Origin of the sequence: Formosa sp. Hel3_A1_48 (genome assembly GCF_001735715.1) — a bacterium.
Taxonomy (GTDB): domain Bacteria; phylum Bacteroidota; class Bacteroidia; order Flavobacteriales; family Flavobacteriaceae; genus UBA3537.
In genome coordinates, this window is sequence record NZ_CP017259.1 from 1,705,857 (window position 1) to 1,722,632 (window position 16,776).

Genomic DNA, 16,776 nt, shown 5'->3' on the forward strand with positions numbered 1-16,776 from the left:
ATGAAAAATAAAACTGTTTTATTGGGTTTAAATGAGCTTAACTTTGATTACATAAAATTTTATATAAATCAGGGTCTTTTACCCAATTTTAAAAGAATATTTGAAATACAAACTCCTTTAGAAACAGTTTCAGAAAAAGAGTATAAACTTTTAGAACCCTGGGTGCAATGGGTAACTGTTCATACAGGGAAAACGTTTGATGAGCACATGGTATTTCGTCTAGGGGATATCGTTAATAATCCTGAGCTACCCCAAATATTTGAAGAGTTAGAAGCTGAAGGGCTTTCGGTTGGAGCTGTTTCTCCCTTTAACGCAGAGAATCGTTTAACAAATCCTTCTTTTTTTGTTCCAGATCCTTGGACCAAAACGAATCCATCTGGAAATTGGATTGTAAAAGCATTATATCAAGCAGTTCATCAATCAGTTAATGATAATGCTAAATCAAAATTAAATTTGAAATCAATGATTTCATTAAGTCTAGGACTTTTATTGTATGTTCCCATCTCAAGATGGTTTCATTATGTAAAAACAGTTTCCAAAGCAAAAAATCCAGGAGTTAAGGCAGTTATTCTTGATAGTTTATTAGCAGATGTTCATTTGACCCTATGGAAAAAATACAAACCTGATTTTTCAAATTTATTTTTAAATTCAGGTGCTCATATACAGCATCATTATTTATTTAATTCAAAAGCATACCAAGGGGATTTAAAAAACCCTGAATGGTATTGCTCTGATGTTTTTGATCCATTAATTCAAATTCTTTCAGAATATGATTATCAGTTAGGTAAACTATTAAAGTTGAACAATGTTAAATTAATCATCGCTACCGGTCTACACCAACAACCTCACGAGCATTTAACTTTTTACTGGCGTCTTAAAGAGCATCTGAAGTTTGTAGAGATGATTGGTATTAAAAACTTCACTGAAATTTTACCAAGAATGTCAAGGGATTTTTTAGTGAAATTCAAAAATGAAGATAATGCTATAAATGCTGAAAAATTACTAAATAGTTTTTTTGCTTCTAAAGATGACATCAAAATATTTGAGGTTGATAATAGAGGAACTAGCCTATTTGTTGAGTTGGTATATCCAAATGATATTGATGAAAGTGATTCAATCTATTCAAAAGAATCAAATTTAAAATTAGAAAAATTTAAATCTTACTTAGCATTCGTGGCTATAAAAAATGGTGAGCATAATGGAATAGGGTATGTGACATCTAATTTTCATTTAAATTTAGAAAATAGAATAAAATTAACCTCATTAAAATCAATAATTAAAAAAGTTGCATTAAATAATAACTAAACTTATTTATAATTATTTAGAGTTGCTAATGTTATTTAGCTTTAAATTTAAAAGACTACGGACTGTAGTCTTTTAACGTGATTTTTTTTTCAATCTAAACATCTTTATAATATCTAATTCCAGAACTATCAAACTTAATTATATTTCATAAATTAGCACAAATTTTTAAACATGATAAAATCCCTCTTTTATTCCTTAATTTTAATTGTTTTGTTCGCATCCTGCGCCAGTAAGAAAGATGTTTATTATTTTCAAGACATTGACAGTACTGCTGCGGAAAACAGTTTTAAATTTCTAAATATTCAGCCCGGTGATATTTTAGACATTCAAATAAAAGCCCTAAACCCCGAGAGCGTCTTGGTCTTTCAACGTCAAGCGACTTTAGGCCTGCAACAGCAGCAAGTACAAAACCGCGCCATCGATGGGTACTTGGTAGGGGAGGACGGCAGCATCAACCTTCCTATTGTTGGCCCCATCGATACCACCAATAAAAGTACTCAAGCCCTAGCCCAAATTATTCAAGAAGCCCTAAAACCTTATATTCACAACCCCACGGTCAATATCCGCTTACTCAACTTTAGAGTTTCGGTTTTGGGCGAGGTAAATAAACCTGGAACTTTTACCGTATTGGAAGAGCGGGTAAGCCTTCCTCAAGCCCTTGGTTTGGCAGGCGATTTGACCATCAATGGGGACCGCAATCATCTGCTGCTCATCCGCAATGAAGCGGGCAAAAAAACAAACCAAGTCATAGACCTTACCAAAACCGATTTTTTACAATCTCCTTTTTATTTTTTAAAACAAAATGACATTATATACGTCCGCCCCAATAGTGCACGGGTTAAATCCTCTGGATTGGTGGGCAATGCAAGCACATTAGTTTCCATACTGAGTTTGGCCGTTAGTCTATTTATTGTCATAACACGTTAATTTTATATGAACACTCAAGACCCTTTTCCTGATCAAAACGGCGATTCCATAGACATCGTCAAAGAGCTGCGCTATTATTTATTTTTCTGGCCTTGGTTTTTGCTCTCTGTACTTGTGTTTGCTTTGGGGGCATATTTTTATTTGCGTTATGCCAACGACATTTATCAAACATCAGCGACGCTGCAGGTCAAGGATTCTTCTGCAGACCCTACTTCGTTTTTGACGGAAGGTACGGGCGCCATGTTTGATTTAGGTAAGGTAAAACTTGATAATTATATTGCTCAAATCAGTTCCAAGCCAAACCTTTCGGAGGTAGTAGACCGTCTGGATCTACAGACCCAAGTGTTTGGCCTTGGCCGGGTCAAGAAGAGTTTACAATTTGGGGCGGAGATCCCCTTTCAAATTGTCTTCAAAAACGAAAATACTTATAAGGAAGGTGAAGGTATAGAAATAAACTTATCGCCCTCCAAAGCAACAATTCAATATGGAGCAGAGGAGACCCCCTTTGATCCGTCTCAAGCTTTTGAAACAGATGATTTTGTGTTGATCGTAAACCCCGACCAAATTCAAGAGGAGTCAGTGTTTTTGATTTTTAGATCGGTCAAGGATAGAGCTGTAGAAAGTTTATCGGAAAGTATTAAGGTTTCCGCAAGCAGCAAAACAGGGGATAACATCGATTTAGCCATTAAGGGCTCCAACCCCAACCGCAATGAAGCCATTGTCAATACGCTGATAGAAGTGGCGCATTTGCAGCAGAAATCGGATAAACAAGAAATTTTTGCATTGTCGATCGATTTTATCAACAACCGTTTGGTTTCTATAAAAAATGAAATTGATTCCCTAACTCTACAGACTACCGGTTTCAAATCGGATAATCTTATTTTTTCACCCGAAGCCCAAACGTCAGCAGCTCTGACCAACATCACGACCCTAGATCAAGAACAGTTCAACTTAACCACTCAAAGTGCTTTGGCTAAATCGCTTAAAAATAAACTTGAACGTCAGGCAGAGTTTAGCCTTTTACCCTCCAATATTGGATTGGAAAGTGGCAATGTTAATGAGCTGGTTCTGTCGTACAACGAGTTGGTCCTAAAACGCAACAACTTATTGGCTGGGGCAACTTCAAGAAATCCATTGGTGGTACAACTTAGCGCGCAACTTACAGAATTGAAAGCTAACATTTTCAGCAGCATAACAAACTACATCTCCTACATCAATACATCCCTAGATAAGTACAAAGAGTTTTCAAATAAAACCAATGCCCAGGTCTCCAAAATACCAAAGCTTGAAGCGGCCTTACTTAGTTTTGAGCGCAAGTTTCAAATCGCCGAGAAGCTGTATTTATTTTTGCTGGAACGCCGTGAGGAGGCCTCCATCAGCTATGAGTCGACACTGCCCAACACCCGAGTGATCAACTACGCGCATACGGGCTTTTTGCCCACAGCACCAAAAAAACCAATCATAGCCCTGGGGGCACTTCTTTTGGGATTATTGTTGCCGTTTGGCGTACTCTATATTTTAAAAATAACAGATACCAAAATACACACTAGAGAAGATTTAGAACAGCAAGTGCCGAACTTAGATATAATGGGGGAAGTCCCCTTTGTTGAGGATATCACTTCCATAACGGATTCTCGTGGAATCTTTGCAGAGTCCTCACGATTAATCCGATCCAACATTAGTTTTAAGCTAAAAGAGGGGAAGTCCAATGTCATCTTATCTACATCCAGCATTAAGGGGGAAGGGAAGACCATGACCGCATTTAATACGGCAGCTAGCTATGTAGCAACTGGGAAAAAGGTATTGCTTATTGGTGCTGATTTACGAAATCCACAGTTGCATACCCTGATTGGACTGGATCGAAAATCCAATACCAAAGGACTCAGTACCCTGGTGGCTAATGCTAGTACTGTTGTAACAAAAGAGCACATCTTTACTTTAGATCTTTTTAACAACCAAATGGACTTGCTTTTGAGTGGACCAATACCACCCAATCCTGCAGAATTGTTAAATTCTGATGATTTTTTAAATTTATTGGAGGTGCTTAAATCCACTTACGATTACATCATTATTGACTCTGCGCCTTTGGTTCTTGTAAGCGATACCCTACCGCTTTTGCAATATGCCGATTTGGTGCTGTATACCACCCGCGCACATTACACCGACAAAAAATTAATGCCTTTCATAAAAGGACTAGTCGATGATAAAAAAGCCAATAACATAGGAATTGTTCTTAACGGGGTTAAAGCAGGCGCAACCTCTTACTACAAGTATGGGTACGGGTACCGCTACAGTTATCAGTACAAGTACAATTATGGCTATGGCTATGGCTATGGGTATGGCGAAGACAAGTCTTAAGGGGCGATAAGCGCTGCTTGCTCAGCACCTATTTTTTCCCAAGCCTGGAGTTCCTTTTTGCTGAGGTGTAAATCCCTCAGTTTATTTAATTGGTAGGGGTTGTGTGCATCGGTTCCAATAAGGTCAAACAGTCCTTTTTTAAGCCACAACGAGGCTTTCTTTTGCACCTCCGCGCCGTAATAACCCACAAGGGAAAGGGCATTGAGTTGCATTTTAGCACCTTTGTGCTTTAAGTCTTCTACTGCTGCTGTAGTTTCCAAGGCTACATAGCGTTCGGGATGAGCTAAAATGGGGAAATAACCCTGATTCTGCAGCAGAAAAAGGACTTCATTTAAGCGCTTCAACTGGTCGAAAAAAGGAATTTCTATAAGGATGTGTTTTCCAAAACAACAGAGTTGTTTTTCTTGAGCGGCAACAGCACGCATAAAAAACTCATCTACTAAATATTCTGCTGCAAAACCCAATAGCTCAACCTCATGGGTTTTAGAGGCTTTATCCAGCTTTGCAAATGAAGCTTGGATACTCTCTTTGGTATTGGGGTATAAATCTTTATAAATGTGCGGGCTACTGATGACTTTTTTTATCCCTAAATCAGCGTATAAATTCAGCATTTCCATGGATTGATCTACCGATTTGCTCCCATCGTCAATTCCGGGCAATAAATGATTGTGAAAATCAATAAGACCATCAAAAAGCGGTTGTTGTTTTTTCTTTAAAAAGAATGAAAAGCTCATAAACACATAAATCAAACCCAAAATTAGGGTTTTATTGTTAAACCCCACTTTTTTAAGTTCATTTTGTAGGTTTTTATGGGTTTTAAATTAGTTTACCTATAAAAAATTAAATCAGCTCTTGTACGTATTCAAAAATTTCATAGTTTTAAATAATAAATTCATCATAAATTAATGAAAATTTATCCATCCATTTTTATTTACCCTTTTTTAATCTTAATTGGCTTCAATTTTTGTTTTGCACAAACAGAAGTCAAATTCAATCTTGCTTCTGCAGCCCTATTGACGCCAAATGTTGGTGTGGAAATTAAAACCGCAGAACGCCGCTCTATTCAGTTGGATGTTTTGGGGTCTTTTTGGGATAGTTTTCAGTCCAAACCCTACCACATTACACAAATTATTTTAGAACACCGTTGGTACAATTCAGCCAAATCTTTATTTTTTGGAACGCATATAGGCTTTGGGATGTTTACGCTACAAAAACCGAGCTGGCCCGTGCTCTACGACCACTATCAAGACCCTTCAACCTATTCTTCTGGTGCGGATGCGTATCAATCGGGGCGTATTGCTTTTTACGGGCTGACTTTTGGTTATAAGAAAAAAATAAGCCCTAGGCTTGGTTTAGAACTTTTTGTAGGAGGTGGATTGACACAAAGCAGGTACAAGGGCTACGATAGGGTGGATGGGGTTGTTGTACAAACTACACCAGGCGGCAATGGGTTTGACGGCAGTGGGGAGGTTACCCTTTACCGCGGAGGTCTGATGCTTACTTATGCCCTAAAAAAATAACAGCGCCTTAAGAAAAGCGCTGTTATTAGTTTTGTTATGTTTAGTGTTTATTCGTTTAAATCACGAGTCCACTGTTTCACATAGTCAATTTTTCCATCAAGATTAAAATAGAATTGCTCTACTAATTCTTTTTCCCATACAGACCCGTCTTTAGCAACGCGTTTTTCTATTGAGGTTACTAGCACACCCGATACTGGATCGGTGTTTTCAATCTTTAGCGGTACAATTCCGTACGCTTTCCATTTAATGGATTCAAATCCTTCAAAATAACCTCCAAAAAATCCTTTGGTTATTTCAATACGCTGTCCGTCGTAGGTGTCAAATATGGCCTTATCGGCAAAGAGCTCTTCGCATCCTTCAGCATCCAATTTGTTGTAGCGGTCAATTAGCGTTTCTAAAGCTTCTACTTCGCCGCGGTTAGAAAAAACCAACTTTCTTCCCGTGTATTCATTGTCATTTTTTCCGTAGAATTTTCCACCAGCAGGTAGGCCAAATTCGTTTTTTGGATCGTATCTGCGCCATTGGTAGAACCCGTTGATCTTTTTGTCCTTATCAAAAGAAAAAACTTCCATCAGATTCATTTTCTGTGTGCTGCCATTATTCCATTCTCTTGTTTCGTTAGACCACACCAGCATGTGCACATTGTCCGAATCTTTTATTTGTACCGGAAGCATTGCCCATGGCTTATTGGTTACTTTTTTCATTTCGCCATGATAGTTAGTCATGTACGCTCTTGTATTGTCTGCCATCTCTTTGGTGTAAAAAGAGAGTTCTTTTTCAACATCCCCAGCATTGTAAGCGGCAATCGATTGGTTAGTGAGCTCCATGTGCTCATCAGAAGCTAATGTGTAGGGGTTGCCTTTGAGTTCGTTTTCTCCAAGCCATTTTCCGGCTTCTGTGATTTGAGCTGAAGACGACAGCCCAACGGTAAGTGCAAGTGTAAAGATTAATGATTTCATGATTAGTTATTTATGGTTAATAATTGATGTTTATTTGCAAGACGTACAACTGTTAAAACAAACAGCAGCAAGTTCGCTGTCTTCTGTGATAGTAGCAACTCTATTGGTATAGTCCCCAATGGTTTTGCAGCATTCAGCACCTGCCTCAAATTGTTCTTCCACCTTTTGCTTATCTAATGTAAATTTGTATTGTAGTTCTCCAACAGCAACATCAAAAGTCCCTGTGTAGATACCGTCATTGTCAAGATCAGTCAAATAGTCGCATGAAGCACACCAGTTGTTGAAACTGCCAAAAACACTGACACTGCTAAACACCTCGTCAGAATTGTTGAGGTCAACAGAAAATGTAACTTTTTTTGTTTGGCGGGTCTCTTTTTTGAAAGTGAAAATTTTCATGTAGCGCACCTTGCCTTCTACAATATATACATTAGCTTCAGAATCATCGATAGTCAACCCATCATTGGTTTTGTAATTAACAACATAGTCGTTAACAATCCAATCTCCTGGATTTACAGTTCCATCATCGTTAACAAAGCGAAGGGGTACAGCCCATCGGTGCTCGACAGTGAGGTCGCCATTGGTAAAAGTGGTGGACATCCATTCTTTCAATTCAGCTTTACCGTTCAAAGTAGCCTCTGGGGCTTCAATAACGATATCATCGTGTGCTAAGGCAAGAATTCCTTCTGTGTCTTCCTTGACGTGTAGTTCCATCCATTTGAACCACAAATCAATACTCTCTTGTCCTCCGGTTTTGAAGACTTCATAGCGCCCTCCGCCGTAGCCCACTAAATCTTTTTTTTGGGCTTCCTGACCCATAACTTCGATGAACGATAGTGCAGCTACAACGAAGACTAATAAACGTTTTTTCATTTTGTATCAATTGGTTAATAAAGGCTCTAATATAAAAAATTAAATTGCTTTTTACAATCAATATAAAAATAAGAACTAATTTGATTAGATGGAGGTGACTTCAGAGCAATCCAAGACCCATTTTTTAGCTTCAGAAGACGTGAAAAATAAAAAGCGTTCTCCGCCGTCTGAAAGTTTAAAAATCGTTTTTAAGTGTTCTGTTTTTTCGGGAAAGTTTCTGGTTTTCACATTAGCCTTTTGGCCATTGAGTAGTGCTTTTAGCTTTTTTTTGTTGTAGGGGTGTACTCGATTTATCCGGTAGGCCTTGCCTGGAAAGTCGTCAATGGCTAGTTCTGAGGTGTACAGATGGGTGTGTTGCGCTAACTTTTTTACATTAAATCGATTTGAAACTAGTTTAAAGGCGCCTGATTTGAGAACTGCAGCATTAGGTTCGTATAGGAATAGAGCAGGGAGTGCAAAATCCGATGAACTCTGTAATTCATCAGAAGTTTTAAATTCAAAAACTTCTTGCGTGCTGTCTAAGTTTATGGCCTTGATCAAGGGAGCTCCATGGTATTCATTTTTTAAGATAAACAAGAGTTCCTTAACTTCATTTTTGACTGCCACGATATGTATTTCTTTCGTTTGTGGCAGTACTTCAAGCGCTGCATGAATATCCAGCATTGGGGATAATTTCACTAAAACCTGGGGACTGTGTTTAAAGAACAGGTCTAGGTGTTTCGTTACATTAGGAGTGCAATCTTCAATAAAAAACCGTTTATTTTTTTGAACATCTCTTCGCGAAGGGTCGATGTAAATCCAATCTAGCGCTTCAGTGTTGTTTTTTAAATACTCTAATCCGTCGGTGGCAATAGTTTTTATATTGTTAGCCTTCAGTATTCGAAAATTATGAGCTGCGATTTCTGACAATTCCGTTTCAATTTCACAATGCACTACTGTTTTAATTTTTTTAGAAAAATAAAAGCTATCTACACCAAATCCACCGCTAAGATCTATAAGTAGCCCCCCTTCAAGCATTGCGCTTTTATATAAAGCAGTTTTCTCTGAAGATGTTTGTTCAATATTGAGTTTAGCAGGATAATAAATACCTAAACTATTAAACCAAGTTGGTAGTTTTTTTTTGCATTTGTTCTTGGACTGAATTTGCTGCATGAGTTCTGCTGTCTCCACTTCTGAAAAAGGACTTCCTTTGAGTGCTAAATCATGAACATTTGCATTCAAATGTCTGTTGATGAATGTTTGCACTTTTAGCGCTAGAAGTTTAGAGTTCAACATTCTGTAATTTATTGGTGAGGGTATACAAAGCGATTGAGGTGGCTTGAACCACATTCATGCTGCTGTTTTGGCCGTACATTTCCACATGGCAGCAAAAATCCAACACCTTTAGCACAGCCTCATTTATTCCATGCCGCTCAGCACCGATCACGAGGGCAATTTTTTGTTCTTTTTTAAGCGCAATAGACGCTATAGCAGTACTTGAATCTGTAATTTCTAGACCCACTAGTACATACCCCTCTTTGCGTAACTGCTCTAATGCAGGGCCAAGGTCCTCCTTTTGTTCGTAATCTATTGCTTTTTCAGTGGCTCTAGAGGTATTCCATACTTTCCTGTTGAGCTCCAAAGTTCCGCCTAAAATTAGTTTTTGAACTCCAAATGCGTCTGCAATACGAAACAACCCGCCCACATTTGCTGGACGGACAACATGGTCTGTTAGCAAGATAATAGGGAATTTTTTGGCTTTAAATTTTGAATTGTAGTGGTTAAGCTGCATCTGATTAATAATTAAAATTCGAAAGCATACTTAATGATATTAGCCCCCATTTGTAGTGCTTTTAGCCGAATATCTTCGGGGTCTTTATGCACCGACTGATCCTCCCAACCATCGCTAAGGTCACTTTCAAACGTACACAAAAGTATGAGTCTATTCTCGTGAAAAATACCCAATGCCTGTGGCGCTAAGCCATCGTGTTCGTGGATTTTTGGAAGGCCGTCAGGGAATTCAAAAATAAGATTGAAAATAGGATGATCGCTTGGAACTTCTTTTAAAACTTTAGAGGGGAATAGCTTTTTTAGTTGGGGCAAAATATAGGGCTTCATGCCATAATTATCATCGATATGCAAGAACCCGCCACCAATGAGGTAGGTGTTTAGGTTTTTTAGTGCTTCATCTGAAAAAACGACGTTTCCATGGCCAGTCATGTGAATAAATGGATAGCTGAACAAAGCGGGGTCTTCAGGATGAACGACTTCTGGTTTTAACTTTAGTTTGGTGGCGCCATGGGTGTTGCTAAATTGAATCAAATTTTTTAGTGCCGTGGGGTTGCTGTACCAGTCGCCGCCGCCGTCATACTTTAAGACAGCAAGGGTTTGCCCTTGACTCCTTGTCATGGGAACGATAACTAAAAGAACAATTAGAATTAGATTACGCATTGTGGAGTTCTATGGTGTGGCATGCTGCAATGGCAGCTGTTTCTGTTCGTAAGCGTGCTCGCCCCAGGCTAACAGCTTGAAAACCTGAGTCTAGTGCCATTTTAATCTCAGCAGCTGTAAAATCTCCTTCAGGACCGATTAATATCAAAATATTTTTTTTGGACCTTAGTTCATCTTTCAAATGTGGCTGCCCCTCTTCCAGGCAATGTGCGATGTATCGATCTTCTTCTGTTTTTGTTTTTAGGAATTCTTCAAAACGAACAGCGGGATTTAGGATAGGGAAATGGGTGCGAAGCGACTGCTTTGACGCGGCTTCTACAATCTTTTTATAGCGTTCTGGCTTGATGGTTTTACGTTCACTGCGCTTGCAAATAATTGGTGTGATAAAGTCTACTCCAAGTTCGGTGGCTTTTTCTAGAAACCATTCATAACGGTCATTGGTTTTGGTGGGTGCAACCGCCAAATGAACGCTGTATCCCTTGGATGCAATGGAACTAGTAGTGGTGATGGATACGGTGCATTTGTTTGGATTTTCAGTTAGAATTACAGCTTCAAATAAAAATCCTAAACCATTGGTAATGTTTAATTTATCTCCAGTCTTCTTACGCAAAACTTTAATTATATGTCGACTTTCATTTTTATCAAAACAAAATTCCTTGTCTTTTGCTCTTAAGTCTGAATTATAAAATAATTGCATTTTTTATTTTTATAGTTTTAGTCGTGCTGTAGCCATTGTATTTTGCGGTGCGAAATCATTTTTCAAGTACTTTAAATACCCTACAATACCAATCATAGCAGCATTGTCTGTGGTGAACTCAAAAGCCGGAATGTACGTTTTCCATCCGTATTTTTGTTCCGTATTTTTTAGTGCAGTACGAATGCCAGAATTGGCTGAGACCCCTCCGCCAATTGCAATGCTTTTTATCCCTGTTTCTTGAACAGCAAGCTTCAGCTTGTCCATAAGAATACCCACTATTGTATATTGTATGGAGGCACAAATAGCGTTCAAGTTTTGAGCTATAAATTCAGGGTTATTTTTAGATTGGTCTCTAATGAAATATAAAATTGCTGTTTTGAGCCCCGAGAAACTAAAATTCAGTCCCTTGACTTTTGGTTTAGTAAATTTATAGGCTTTAGGGTCGCCTAATTTTGCGCGTTTGTCAATTTCAGGTCCCGCAGGATAGCCTAGTCCTAATAGTTTACCGCTTTTATCGAAAGCTTCCCCTACAGCATCATCTATGGTTTCGCCTATAACCGTCATATCAAAAGCATCATCTACACGTACTATTTGGGTGTGCCCCCCAGAAATAGTCATGGCCAAAAACGGAAATTCTGGCTTTTCATAGCCTTCTTTATCTATAAAATGCGCCAATATATGGGCTTGCATATGATTAACTTCAATCAAAGGGATGTCTAATCCAAAGGCTAAAGATTTAGCAAAGGAGCTTCCCACTAGAAGTGAGCCCATCAGACCGGGACCTTTTGTAAATGCAACTGCTGAAAGCTGATTTTTTGAAATTCCTGCTGTTTTTAGTGCTTGATCGACAACCGGAACAATATTTTGTTGATGTGCCCGTGATGCTAGTTCAGGAACAACCCCGCCGTAAGCCTCATGAATAGACTGATTTGCAATAATGTTGCTTAAAACCTTACCATTGTGTAAAACTGCCGCTGCAGTATCGTCACAAGAAGATTCAATTCCTAGTATGTAAACATTTTCTTTGTGCATTGAAGGATATCCTCAATTTATTCGTTTTCTTTGTATAAGTTTGGCAGAGCTTTTGCAGTGTCAACTAATTGTTTTACAAAGAAATAAAAAAAAGGCAGATGCATTGTGTAAAACTGCCGCTAAATTTTTTGTTTGTTTTTTGATTTTATAATTTTACTATAACTTTTAGGTGATAAGAACACGGCGCAACATATTTTTAAGGATTATATCAGCAATTGTGCTGTTTTTTCTCATCTTGATGTTGCTGCTCAGTATTCCTGGTGTTCAAACCTTTTTGGGACGTTATGCTACGAACCAAATAAATGCCACTTACGGCACGGCCATTAATGTAGAAAAGGTCGGAATTCAATTTAATGGAGATTTAGAGCTCAAAAATATTTTAATTAAGGATCACCACAACGATACATTGATTGCGGCTGATGAACTCAATAGTTCGCTTTTAGATTTTGCAAAGATTAAAACCAATGCCCTCGTTTTTGGCGACATTGATTTATACAATTTGCGCTTCAACATCAAAACCTATAAAGGCGAAGAGGACTCCAATTTAGATATTTTTGCAGACAGCTTTAAAGTTGATAAAAAGAAATCGGATTCTCCATTTGTACTCTCCTCAAAGGATGTTACAATTTACGACAGCCATTTTACCCTTTCTAACGAAAATAAAAACGAAAACGCACGGCTTTTAGAATTTAATCAATTAAACATCAATGCGGCTGATTTTCTCATTAGAGGTCCAGAAGTTTCCTTGGATGTTAATACCTTAAGTTTTTCGGATCCTAGAGGAGTGGAAATGCATAACTTGCAAACAGATTTCAAATACACACTGACTTCAATGCTGTTTGATAATTTGCGTATTCAAACGCTCAATTCTAAGTTAATTGGAGCTTTGGAATTCAATTACAAAAGAGAAGATTTAAAGCAATTTTACGACAAGGTATTTCTTTCGGGTGAGTTTAAAAACAGTACCATTAATTTAGGAGAGCTTAATGTATTTTTCCCAGAATTTGGTGCCAGTGAAAATATCACGTTTGACACTCAGATTTCAGGAACACTTAACGAATTGCTTTTGCAAGATTTTCATTTGGAATCCAACAAAAGTACTTTTATTGATGGTAATTTTGAATTTAAAAATTTAATAGACGCTGAAGCTAAACCTTTTCAAATGCGGGGTGATATTGCGCGTTTAGCATCCAAGTACACGGACTTAAAAGGGATTCTACCGCGAATACTGGGACAAAATATTCCGTCGAATTTGTCAGCTTTAGGCATGTTTACAATTCGCGGGACCACGCTTATTTCAGGCCCTACAATAGATGCTGACTTCGAAGCTAACACGGCCTTGGGGACTGTGGTTGCAGATCTTGAACTTTCAAAAATTAAATTCATAGATGATGCTGAATATGAGGGGCTGATTGAATTTAAAGATTTTGATTTAGGACAGCTTATTGGGCAACCAAATTTTGGGCTTATGTCTTCACAATTCAAATTAAAAGGCAGAGGCTTTACATTAGAAAAATTAAAATCGAACGTCGAAGGCAACTGTTCTACTTTTGAGTTCAATAATTACCTGTATTCTAATTTAGATGTTCAGGGTCTTGTTCAAGACAAGGTGTTTAATGGCGCTCTCAGTGTGGTTGATCCCAGTCTCACGATGGATTTTGAGGGTCTTGTTGATTTTTCTGATGAAGAAAATATTTACGACTTTTCAGCAAGTATTGCCAATGCAGATTTGAATGCTTTGCATTTTGTTGAGCGCGATTCGATCGCTGTTTTCAATGGTACAGTCGCTATGGACATGAGAGGGACAAATTTAGATGATGTCCGCGGCTTTCTTCAATTTAAAAACACCTCATACTCAAACCAAAATGATGATTATTATTTTGAAGACTTTCAGGTTTCATCAGATTTTAACCTTAACAATATCCGCACAATTTCAGTGAACTCCCCGGAGATTATTAGAGGAACATTTAAAGGGAATTTCATTGTTAAAGAACTTCCAAAATTGGTAAATAATGCACTTAGTGAAATTTATTCACGAAAAGACATTAATGACATCACACCAAACCAGTCGCTTGATTTTAACTTTAAAATTTACAATAAAATTATCGAGGTTTTTTACCCCAATCTGCGTTTAGGTTCAAATACTTTTGTTCGTGGAACTCTGCACAGTGACCCTGAAAAATTTTCGCTAAAATTCAAGTCACCTAAAATTAACTTTGACAACTATTTTGCTGAACAGATTGAGGTTCAACTCATAAATGACAATCCAATTTTCAATACCTACGTCGAACTGGATAGCTTAAGCACTCCTTTTTACGCTGCAAAAGATTTTAGCCTTATTAATGTTACGCTTAACGATACGCTTTACATCAAATCGCAATTTAAGGGCGGACGACAATCTTCTGATAATTTTGATTTCAATTTATTTTACACTACAGATGAGGAAAAATCTATTTTAGGTTTGAAACCGTCTTTTGTGAATTTTAAAAATACCCCATGGCGGCTGAATGCAAACAACAACTCCAAAAACAAGCTTGTTTTTGATTCAGCCTTTAATGAAGTTACCCTTCAGGACGTAGATATATCTTTTGAGGACGAACAATTAGTCATGAGCGGTCAGTCCAAAGACTCTCTTTCAGCTGATTTTAACCTTGATTTTAAAAATGTAGACTTGGCTAAAGTCACTCCTGAAATCGATAGCTTACAGTTGGGCGGAGTTGTAAACGGTAATTTAAATATTCTAAAACAAAACGAAATTTACCTCCCAAAATCCTTGCTTACAATTGATGATTTTGAAGTTAACCGCTTTAATTTAGGTGCTTTTAATGCCTCTATTTCAGGAAATTCGTCTCTAACCAATTACGATGTGGATATTGTTGTAAAAGACGATAAAAACGAATCGTTTTCCGCTAAGGGGCGTTTAGATGTATCGGGCGATAATTCAAATTTAGATTTACAATTGAAATTCAAAGATTTTCTGCTCGATCCTTTAGATCCGTTTGGAGGAGGTGTCATTAAAAAAATTAGAGGTAAAGTAAGTGGAAATTCAACAATTACTGGACGCATACAACGTCCTCAAATCAATGGTTCTTTGACTTTAAATGAAGGTGGTATTGCGGTTCCCTACCTCAATATCGATTATGCTTTTTCTCCACAAACAAAAATAGATTTAATTGGGCAGCGTTTTGTATTCAAATCGGCTGCATTTACAGATACAAAATATAAGTCTGAAGGTGTTTTGAGTGGCGCACTCAGTCATGTGAATTTTAAAGATTGGGCAATAGATTTAGCGATTACCTCGGACCGGCTTTTGGTATTGAATACAAAAGAGTCAGATGATGCACTCTACTACGGAACCGGATTTGTGTCGGGTCAAATTGACATCACTGGCCCAATGAAACAGTTGTTTATCGAGGCAAACGTATCTACATCCAAAGGAACTGTATTCAAGATTCCTCTTAGCGATAGCGAAATGATTAGTGAAAATTCGTACATCAAATTTATTAGCCCTGAAGAAAAAAACATCAAGAACAAGGGGCGAAACATCAAGTTAGATGAAATAAAGGGTGTGGAAATGGAGTTTAACATGGATGTTACCGACGATGCTGAAATAGAAATTGTTTTTGACAAAGAAACCGGAAGCTCAGTCGTTGGGCGTGGAAATGGGAGTATGTTGGCGCAAATCAATACAAATGATAAGTTTTTGATGTTTGGAGATTTCCTGGTACTTTCAGGGTATTACAACTACAGCATAGGAAGAGTAATTCAGAAAAAGTTCAAACTGGTTAAGGATGGTTCATTGGTTTGGGATGGCGATCCGCTTCAGGCCGAAATTAATCTCGAGGCTGTCTATGATGATATTTCTGTGAACCCATCCACTCTTTTAGATAACCCAATAAACCAGACCATTCCCGCAGAAGTTCTCATCAATTTGACTGGAGCGCTCGAAAAACCAGACTTGGCATTTGACATCCGTTTTCCAAATATAAATTCGGCACTAAACAGTGAGCTGAAGGACCGCCTTCGCGATAAGGACAAAAGAGACTTTCAGGCACTTTCCTTACTCACTACAGGTTCCTTTAGAAGTAAATTAGCTCTAGATTCTCAAGATGCATTTGAATTAGTTTCTGATGGTGTAACAAACGTTTTAAATGATATTTTTTCTGATGCTGATAATAAAGTCAAACTCGGCCTTAATTTAGATATTGGAAAGAATACTCCAGAATTTGAGACTGATAGTCGCGTTGGAGTCACCTTGTCTACAAAAATCAGTGAAAATGTATTGATCAATGGAAAGTTAGGAGTGCCTGTAGGTGGAGTCAGTGAAACTACGGTAGCTGGGGATTTCGAGGTTCAAGTACTTTTAAATGAAGACAGAACATTGTCGTTGAAGTTTTTCAACCGAGAAAACAGCATTCAAAATTTTGGTGAGCAAATTGGCTACACCCAAGGGCTAGGTTTGTCCTATAATATAGAATTTGATAATCTTAGAGAGTTGTTCAAAGAATTGTTTGTAAATGAGAACAAAATTGATTCGACTAAACAAGAAAATAACGAGAATTCTTCCCTTCCAGATTATATGGAATTCAAACAATAAGCATTGAAAGGCTGTTAAATGCGTAAGTTTTCTGCTTAAAAATAGAATAGTTATTAACGAAAACGTTTGAATTTTGTATAG

The 16,776-nt window shown here is 37.7% G+C and carries 13 protein-coding genes; 5 read left to right on the plus strand and 8 right to left on the minus strand.

Features of this window, described 5'->3' with window-relative positions; translation table 11 throughout:
- From FORMA_RS07690 to FORMA_RS07700, 3 genes are all read left to right on the plus strand, one after another.
- Entirely contained in the window at positions 1 to 1,305 is a 1,305-nt protein-coding gene (locus tag FORMA_RS07690) for a hypothetical protein (protein ID WP_069675112.1), read from the plus strand.
- Between the two features lie 171 nt (positions 1,306 to 1,476).
- Positions 1,477 to 2,232, plus strand: a complete 756-nt coding sequence (locus FORMA_RS07695) for a polysaccharide biosynthesis/export family protein (RefSeq protein ID WP_069675113.1) — start codon at positions 1,477 to 1,479, stop codon at positions 2,230 to 2,232.
- 6 nt (positions 2,233 to 2,238) lie between these two features.
- The gene (locus FORMA_RS07700; RefSeq protein WP_069675114.1) at positions 2,239 to 4,590 is read left to right on the plus strand and encodes a GumC family protein; all 2,352 of its coding nucleotides are present in this window, start codon (positions 2,239 to 2,241) and stop codon (positions 4,588 to 4,590) included.
- Here FORMA_RS07700 and FORMA_RS07705 read toward each other — a convergent pair.
- Positions 4,587 to 5,324, minus strand: coding sequence for a tyrosine-protein phosphatase (locus tag FORMA_RS07705; RefSeq protein ID WP_069675115.1), 738 nt, complete (start codon positions 5,322 to 5,324; stop codon positions 4,587 to 4,589). The genes FORMA_RS07700 and FORMA_RS07705 overlap by 4 nt on opposite strands.
- A 171-nt stretch (positions 5,325 to 5,495) precedes the next feature.
- On the opposite strand from FORMA_RS07705, the gene FORMA_RS07710 reads away from it, so the two are divergent.
- Complete coding sequence (locus tag FORMA_RS07710) at positions 5,496 to 6,110, plus strand: DUF3575 domain-containing protein (RefSeq protein ID WP_083236584.1); 615 nt, start codon at positions 5,496 to 5,498, stop codon at positions 6,108 to 6,110.
- A 47-nt stretch (positions 6,111 to 6,157) separates the two neighbouring features.
- Here FORMA_RS07710 and FORMA_RS07715 read toward each other — a convergent pair whose 3' ends face one another.
- The 7 genes from FORMA_RS07715 to tsaD all read right to left on the minus strand — a co-directional run bounded on the left by FORMA_RS07715 (position 6,158) and on the right by tsaD (position 12,098).
- Complete coding sequence (locus FORMA_RS07715; protein ID WP_069675116.1) at positions 6,158 to 7,069, minus strand: hypothetical protein; 912 nt, start codon at positions 7,067 to 7,069, stop codon at positions 6,158 to 6,160.
- A gap of 30 nt (positions 7,070 to 7,099) precedes the next feature.
- Complete coding sequence (locus FORMA_RS07720) at positions 7,100 to 7,939, minus strand: hypothetical protein (protein WP_069675117.1); 840 nt, start codon at positions 7,937 to 7,939, stop codon at positions 7,100 to 7,102.
- An 84-nt stretch (positions 7,940 to 8,023) separates the two neighbouring features.
- Positions 8,024 to 9,214 carry a THUMP-like domain-containing protein gene (locus tag FORMA_RS07725; RefSeq protein ID WP_197500754.1) on the minus strand — a complete coding sequence of 397 codons (1,191 nt, stop codon included), beginning with the start codon at positions 9,212 to 9,214 and terminating at the stop codon, positions 8,024 to 8,026.
- Positions 9,201 to 9,710, minus strand: a complete 510-nt coding sequence (locus FORMA_RS07730; protein WP_069675118.1) for a TrmH family RNA methyltransferase — start codon at positions 9,708 to 9,710, stop codon at positions 9,201 to 9,203. Before FORMA_RS07730 ends, FORMA_RS07725 begins: the two co-directional genes overlap by 14 nt.
- A gap of 11 nt (positions 9,711 to 9,721) precedes the next feature.
- Positions 9,722 to 10,369, minus strand: a complete 648-nt coding sequence (locus FORMA_RS07735) for a DUF4159 domain-containing protein (RefSeq protein WP_069675119.1) — start codon at positions 10,367 to 10,369, stop codon at positions 9,722 to 9,724.
- Positions 10,362 to 11,066: a 16S rRNA (uracil(1498)-N(3))-methyltransferase gene (locus FORMA_RS07740; RefSeq protein ID WP_069675120.1), complete on the minus strand. Its 705-nt coding sequence runs from the start codon at positions 11,064 to 11,066 to the stop codon at positions 10,362 to 10,364. Before FORMA_RS07740 ends, FORMA_RS07735 begins: the two co-directional genes overlap by 8 nt.
- Positions 11,067 to 11,075: 9 nt before the next feature.
- The gene (tsaD, locus tag FORMA_RS07745) at positions 11,076 to 12,098 is read right to left on the minus strand and encodes a tRNA (adenosine(37)-N6)-threonylcarbamoyltransferase complex transferase subunit TsaD (protein WP_069675121.1); all 1,023 of its coding nucleotides are present in this window, start codon (positions 12,096 to 12,098) and stop codon (positions 11,076 to 11,078) included.
- A 217-nt stretch (positions 12,099 to 12,315) separates the two neighbouring features.
- Here tsaD and FORMA_RS07750 point away from each other — a divergent pair, with 217 nt between their 5' ends.
- Entirely contained in the window at positions 12,316 to 16,695 is a 4,380-nt protein-coding gene (locus FORMA_RS07750; RefSeq protein ID WP_157506058.1) for a translocation/assembly module TamB domain-containing protein, read from the plus strand.
- Positions 16,696 to 16,776 lie beyond the last annotated feature (81 nt).

What these genes read in the sequence shown, in the direction of transcription:
- FORMA_RS07725 (WP_197500754.1), bottom strand. Translation starts at nt 9,214, where the DNA reads ATGTTGAACTCTAAACTTCTAGCGCTAAAAGTGCAAACATTCATCAAC.
- FORMA_RS07695 (WP_069675113.1), top strand. Translation starts at nt 1,477, where the DNA reads ATGATAAAATCCCTCTTTTATTCCTTAATTTTAATTGTTTTGTTCGCA.
- FORMA_RS07720 (WP_069675117.1), bottom strand. Translation starts at nt 7,939, where the DNA reads ATGAAAAAACGTTTATTAGTCTTCGTTGTAGCTGCACTATCGTTCATC.
- FORMA_RS07710 (WP_083236584.1), top strand. Translation starts at nt 5,496, where the DNA reads ATGAAAATTTATCCATCCATTTTTATTTACCCTTTTTTAATCTTAATT.
- FORMA_RS07715 (WP_069675116.1), bottom strand. Translation starts at nt 7,069, where the DNA reads ATGAAATCATTAATCTTTACACTTGCACTTACCGTTGGGCTGTCGTCT.
- FORMA_RS07740 (WP_069675120.1), bottom strand. Translation starts at nt 11,066, where the DNA reads ATGCAATTATTTTATAATTCAGACTTAAGAGCAAAAGACAAGGAATTT.
- tsaD (WP_069675121.1), bottom strand. Translation starts at nt 12,098, where the DNA reads ATGCACAAAGAAAATGTTTACATACTAGGAATTGAATCTTCTTGTGAC.
- FORMA_RS07705 (WP_069675115.1), bottom strand. Translation starts at nt 5,324, where the DNA reads ATGAGCTTTTCATTCTTTTTAAAGAAAAAACAACAACCGCTTTTTGAT.
- FORMA_RS07690 (WP_069675112.1), top strand. Translation starts at nt 1, where the DNA reads ATGAAAAATAAAACTGTTTTATTGGGTTTAAATGAGCTTAACTTTGAT.
- FORMA_RS07735 (WP_069675119.1), bottom strand. Translation starts at nt 10,369, where the DNA reads ATGCGTAATCTAATTCTAATTGTTCTTTTAGTTATCGTTCCCATGACA.
- FORMA_RS07730 (WP_069675118.1), bottom strand. Translation starts at nt 9,710, where the DNA reads ATGCAGCTTAACCACTACAATTCAAAATTTAAAGCCAAAAAATTCCCT.
- FORMA_RS07700 (WP_069675114.1), top strand. Translation starts at nt 2,239, where the DNA reads ATGAACACTCAAGACCCTTTTCCTGATCAAAACGGCGATTCCATAGAC.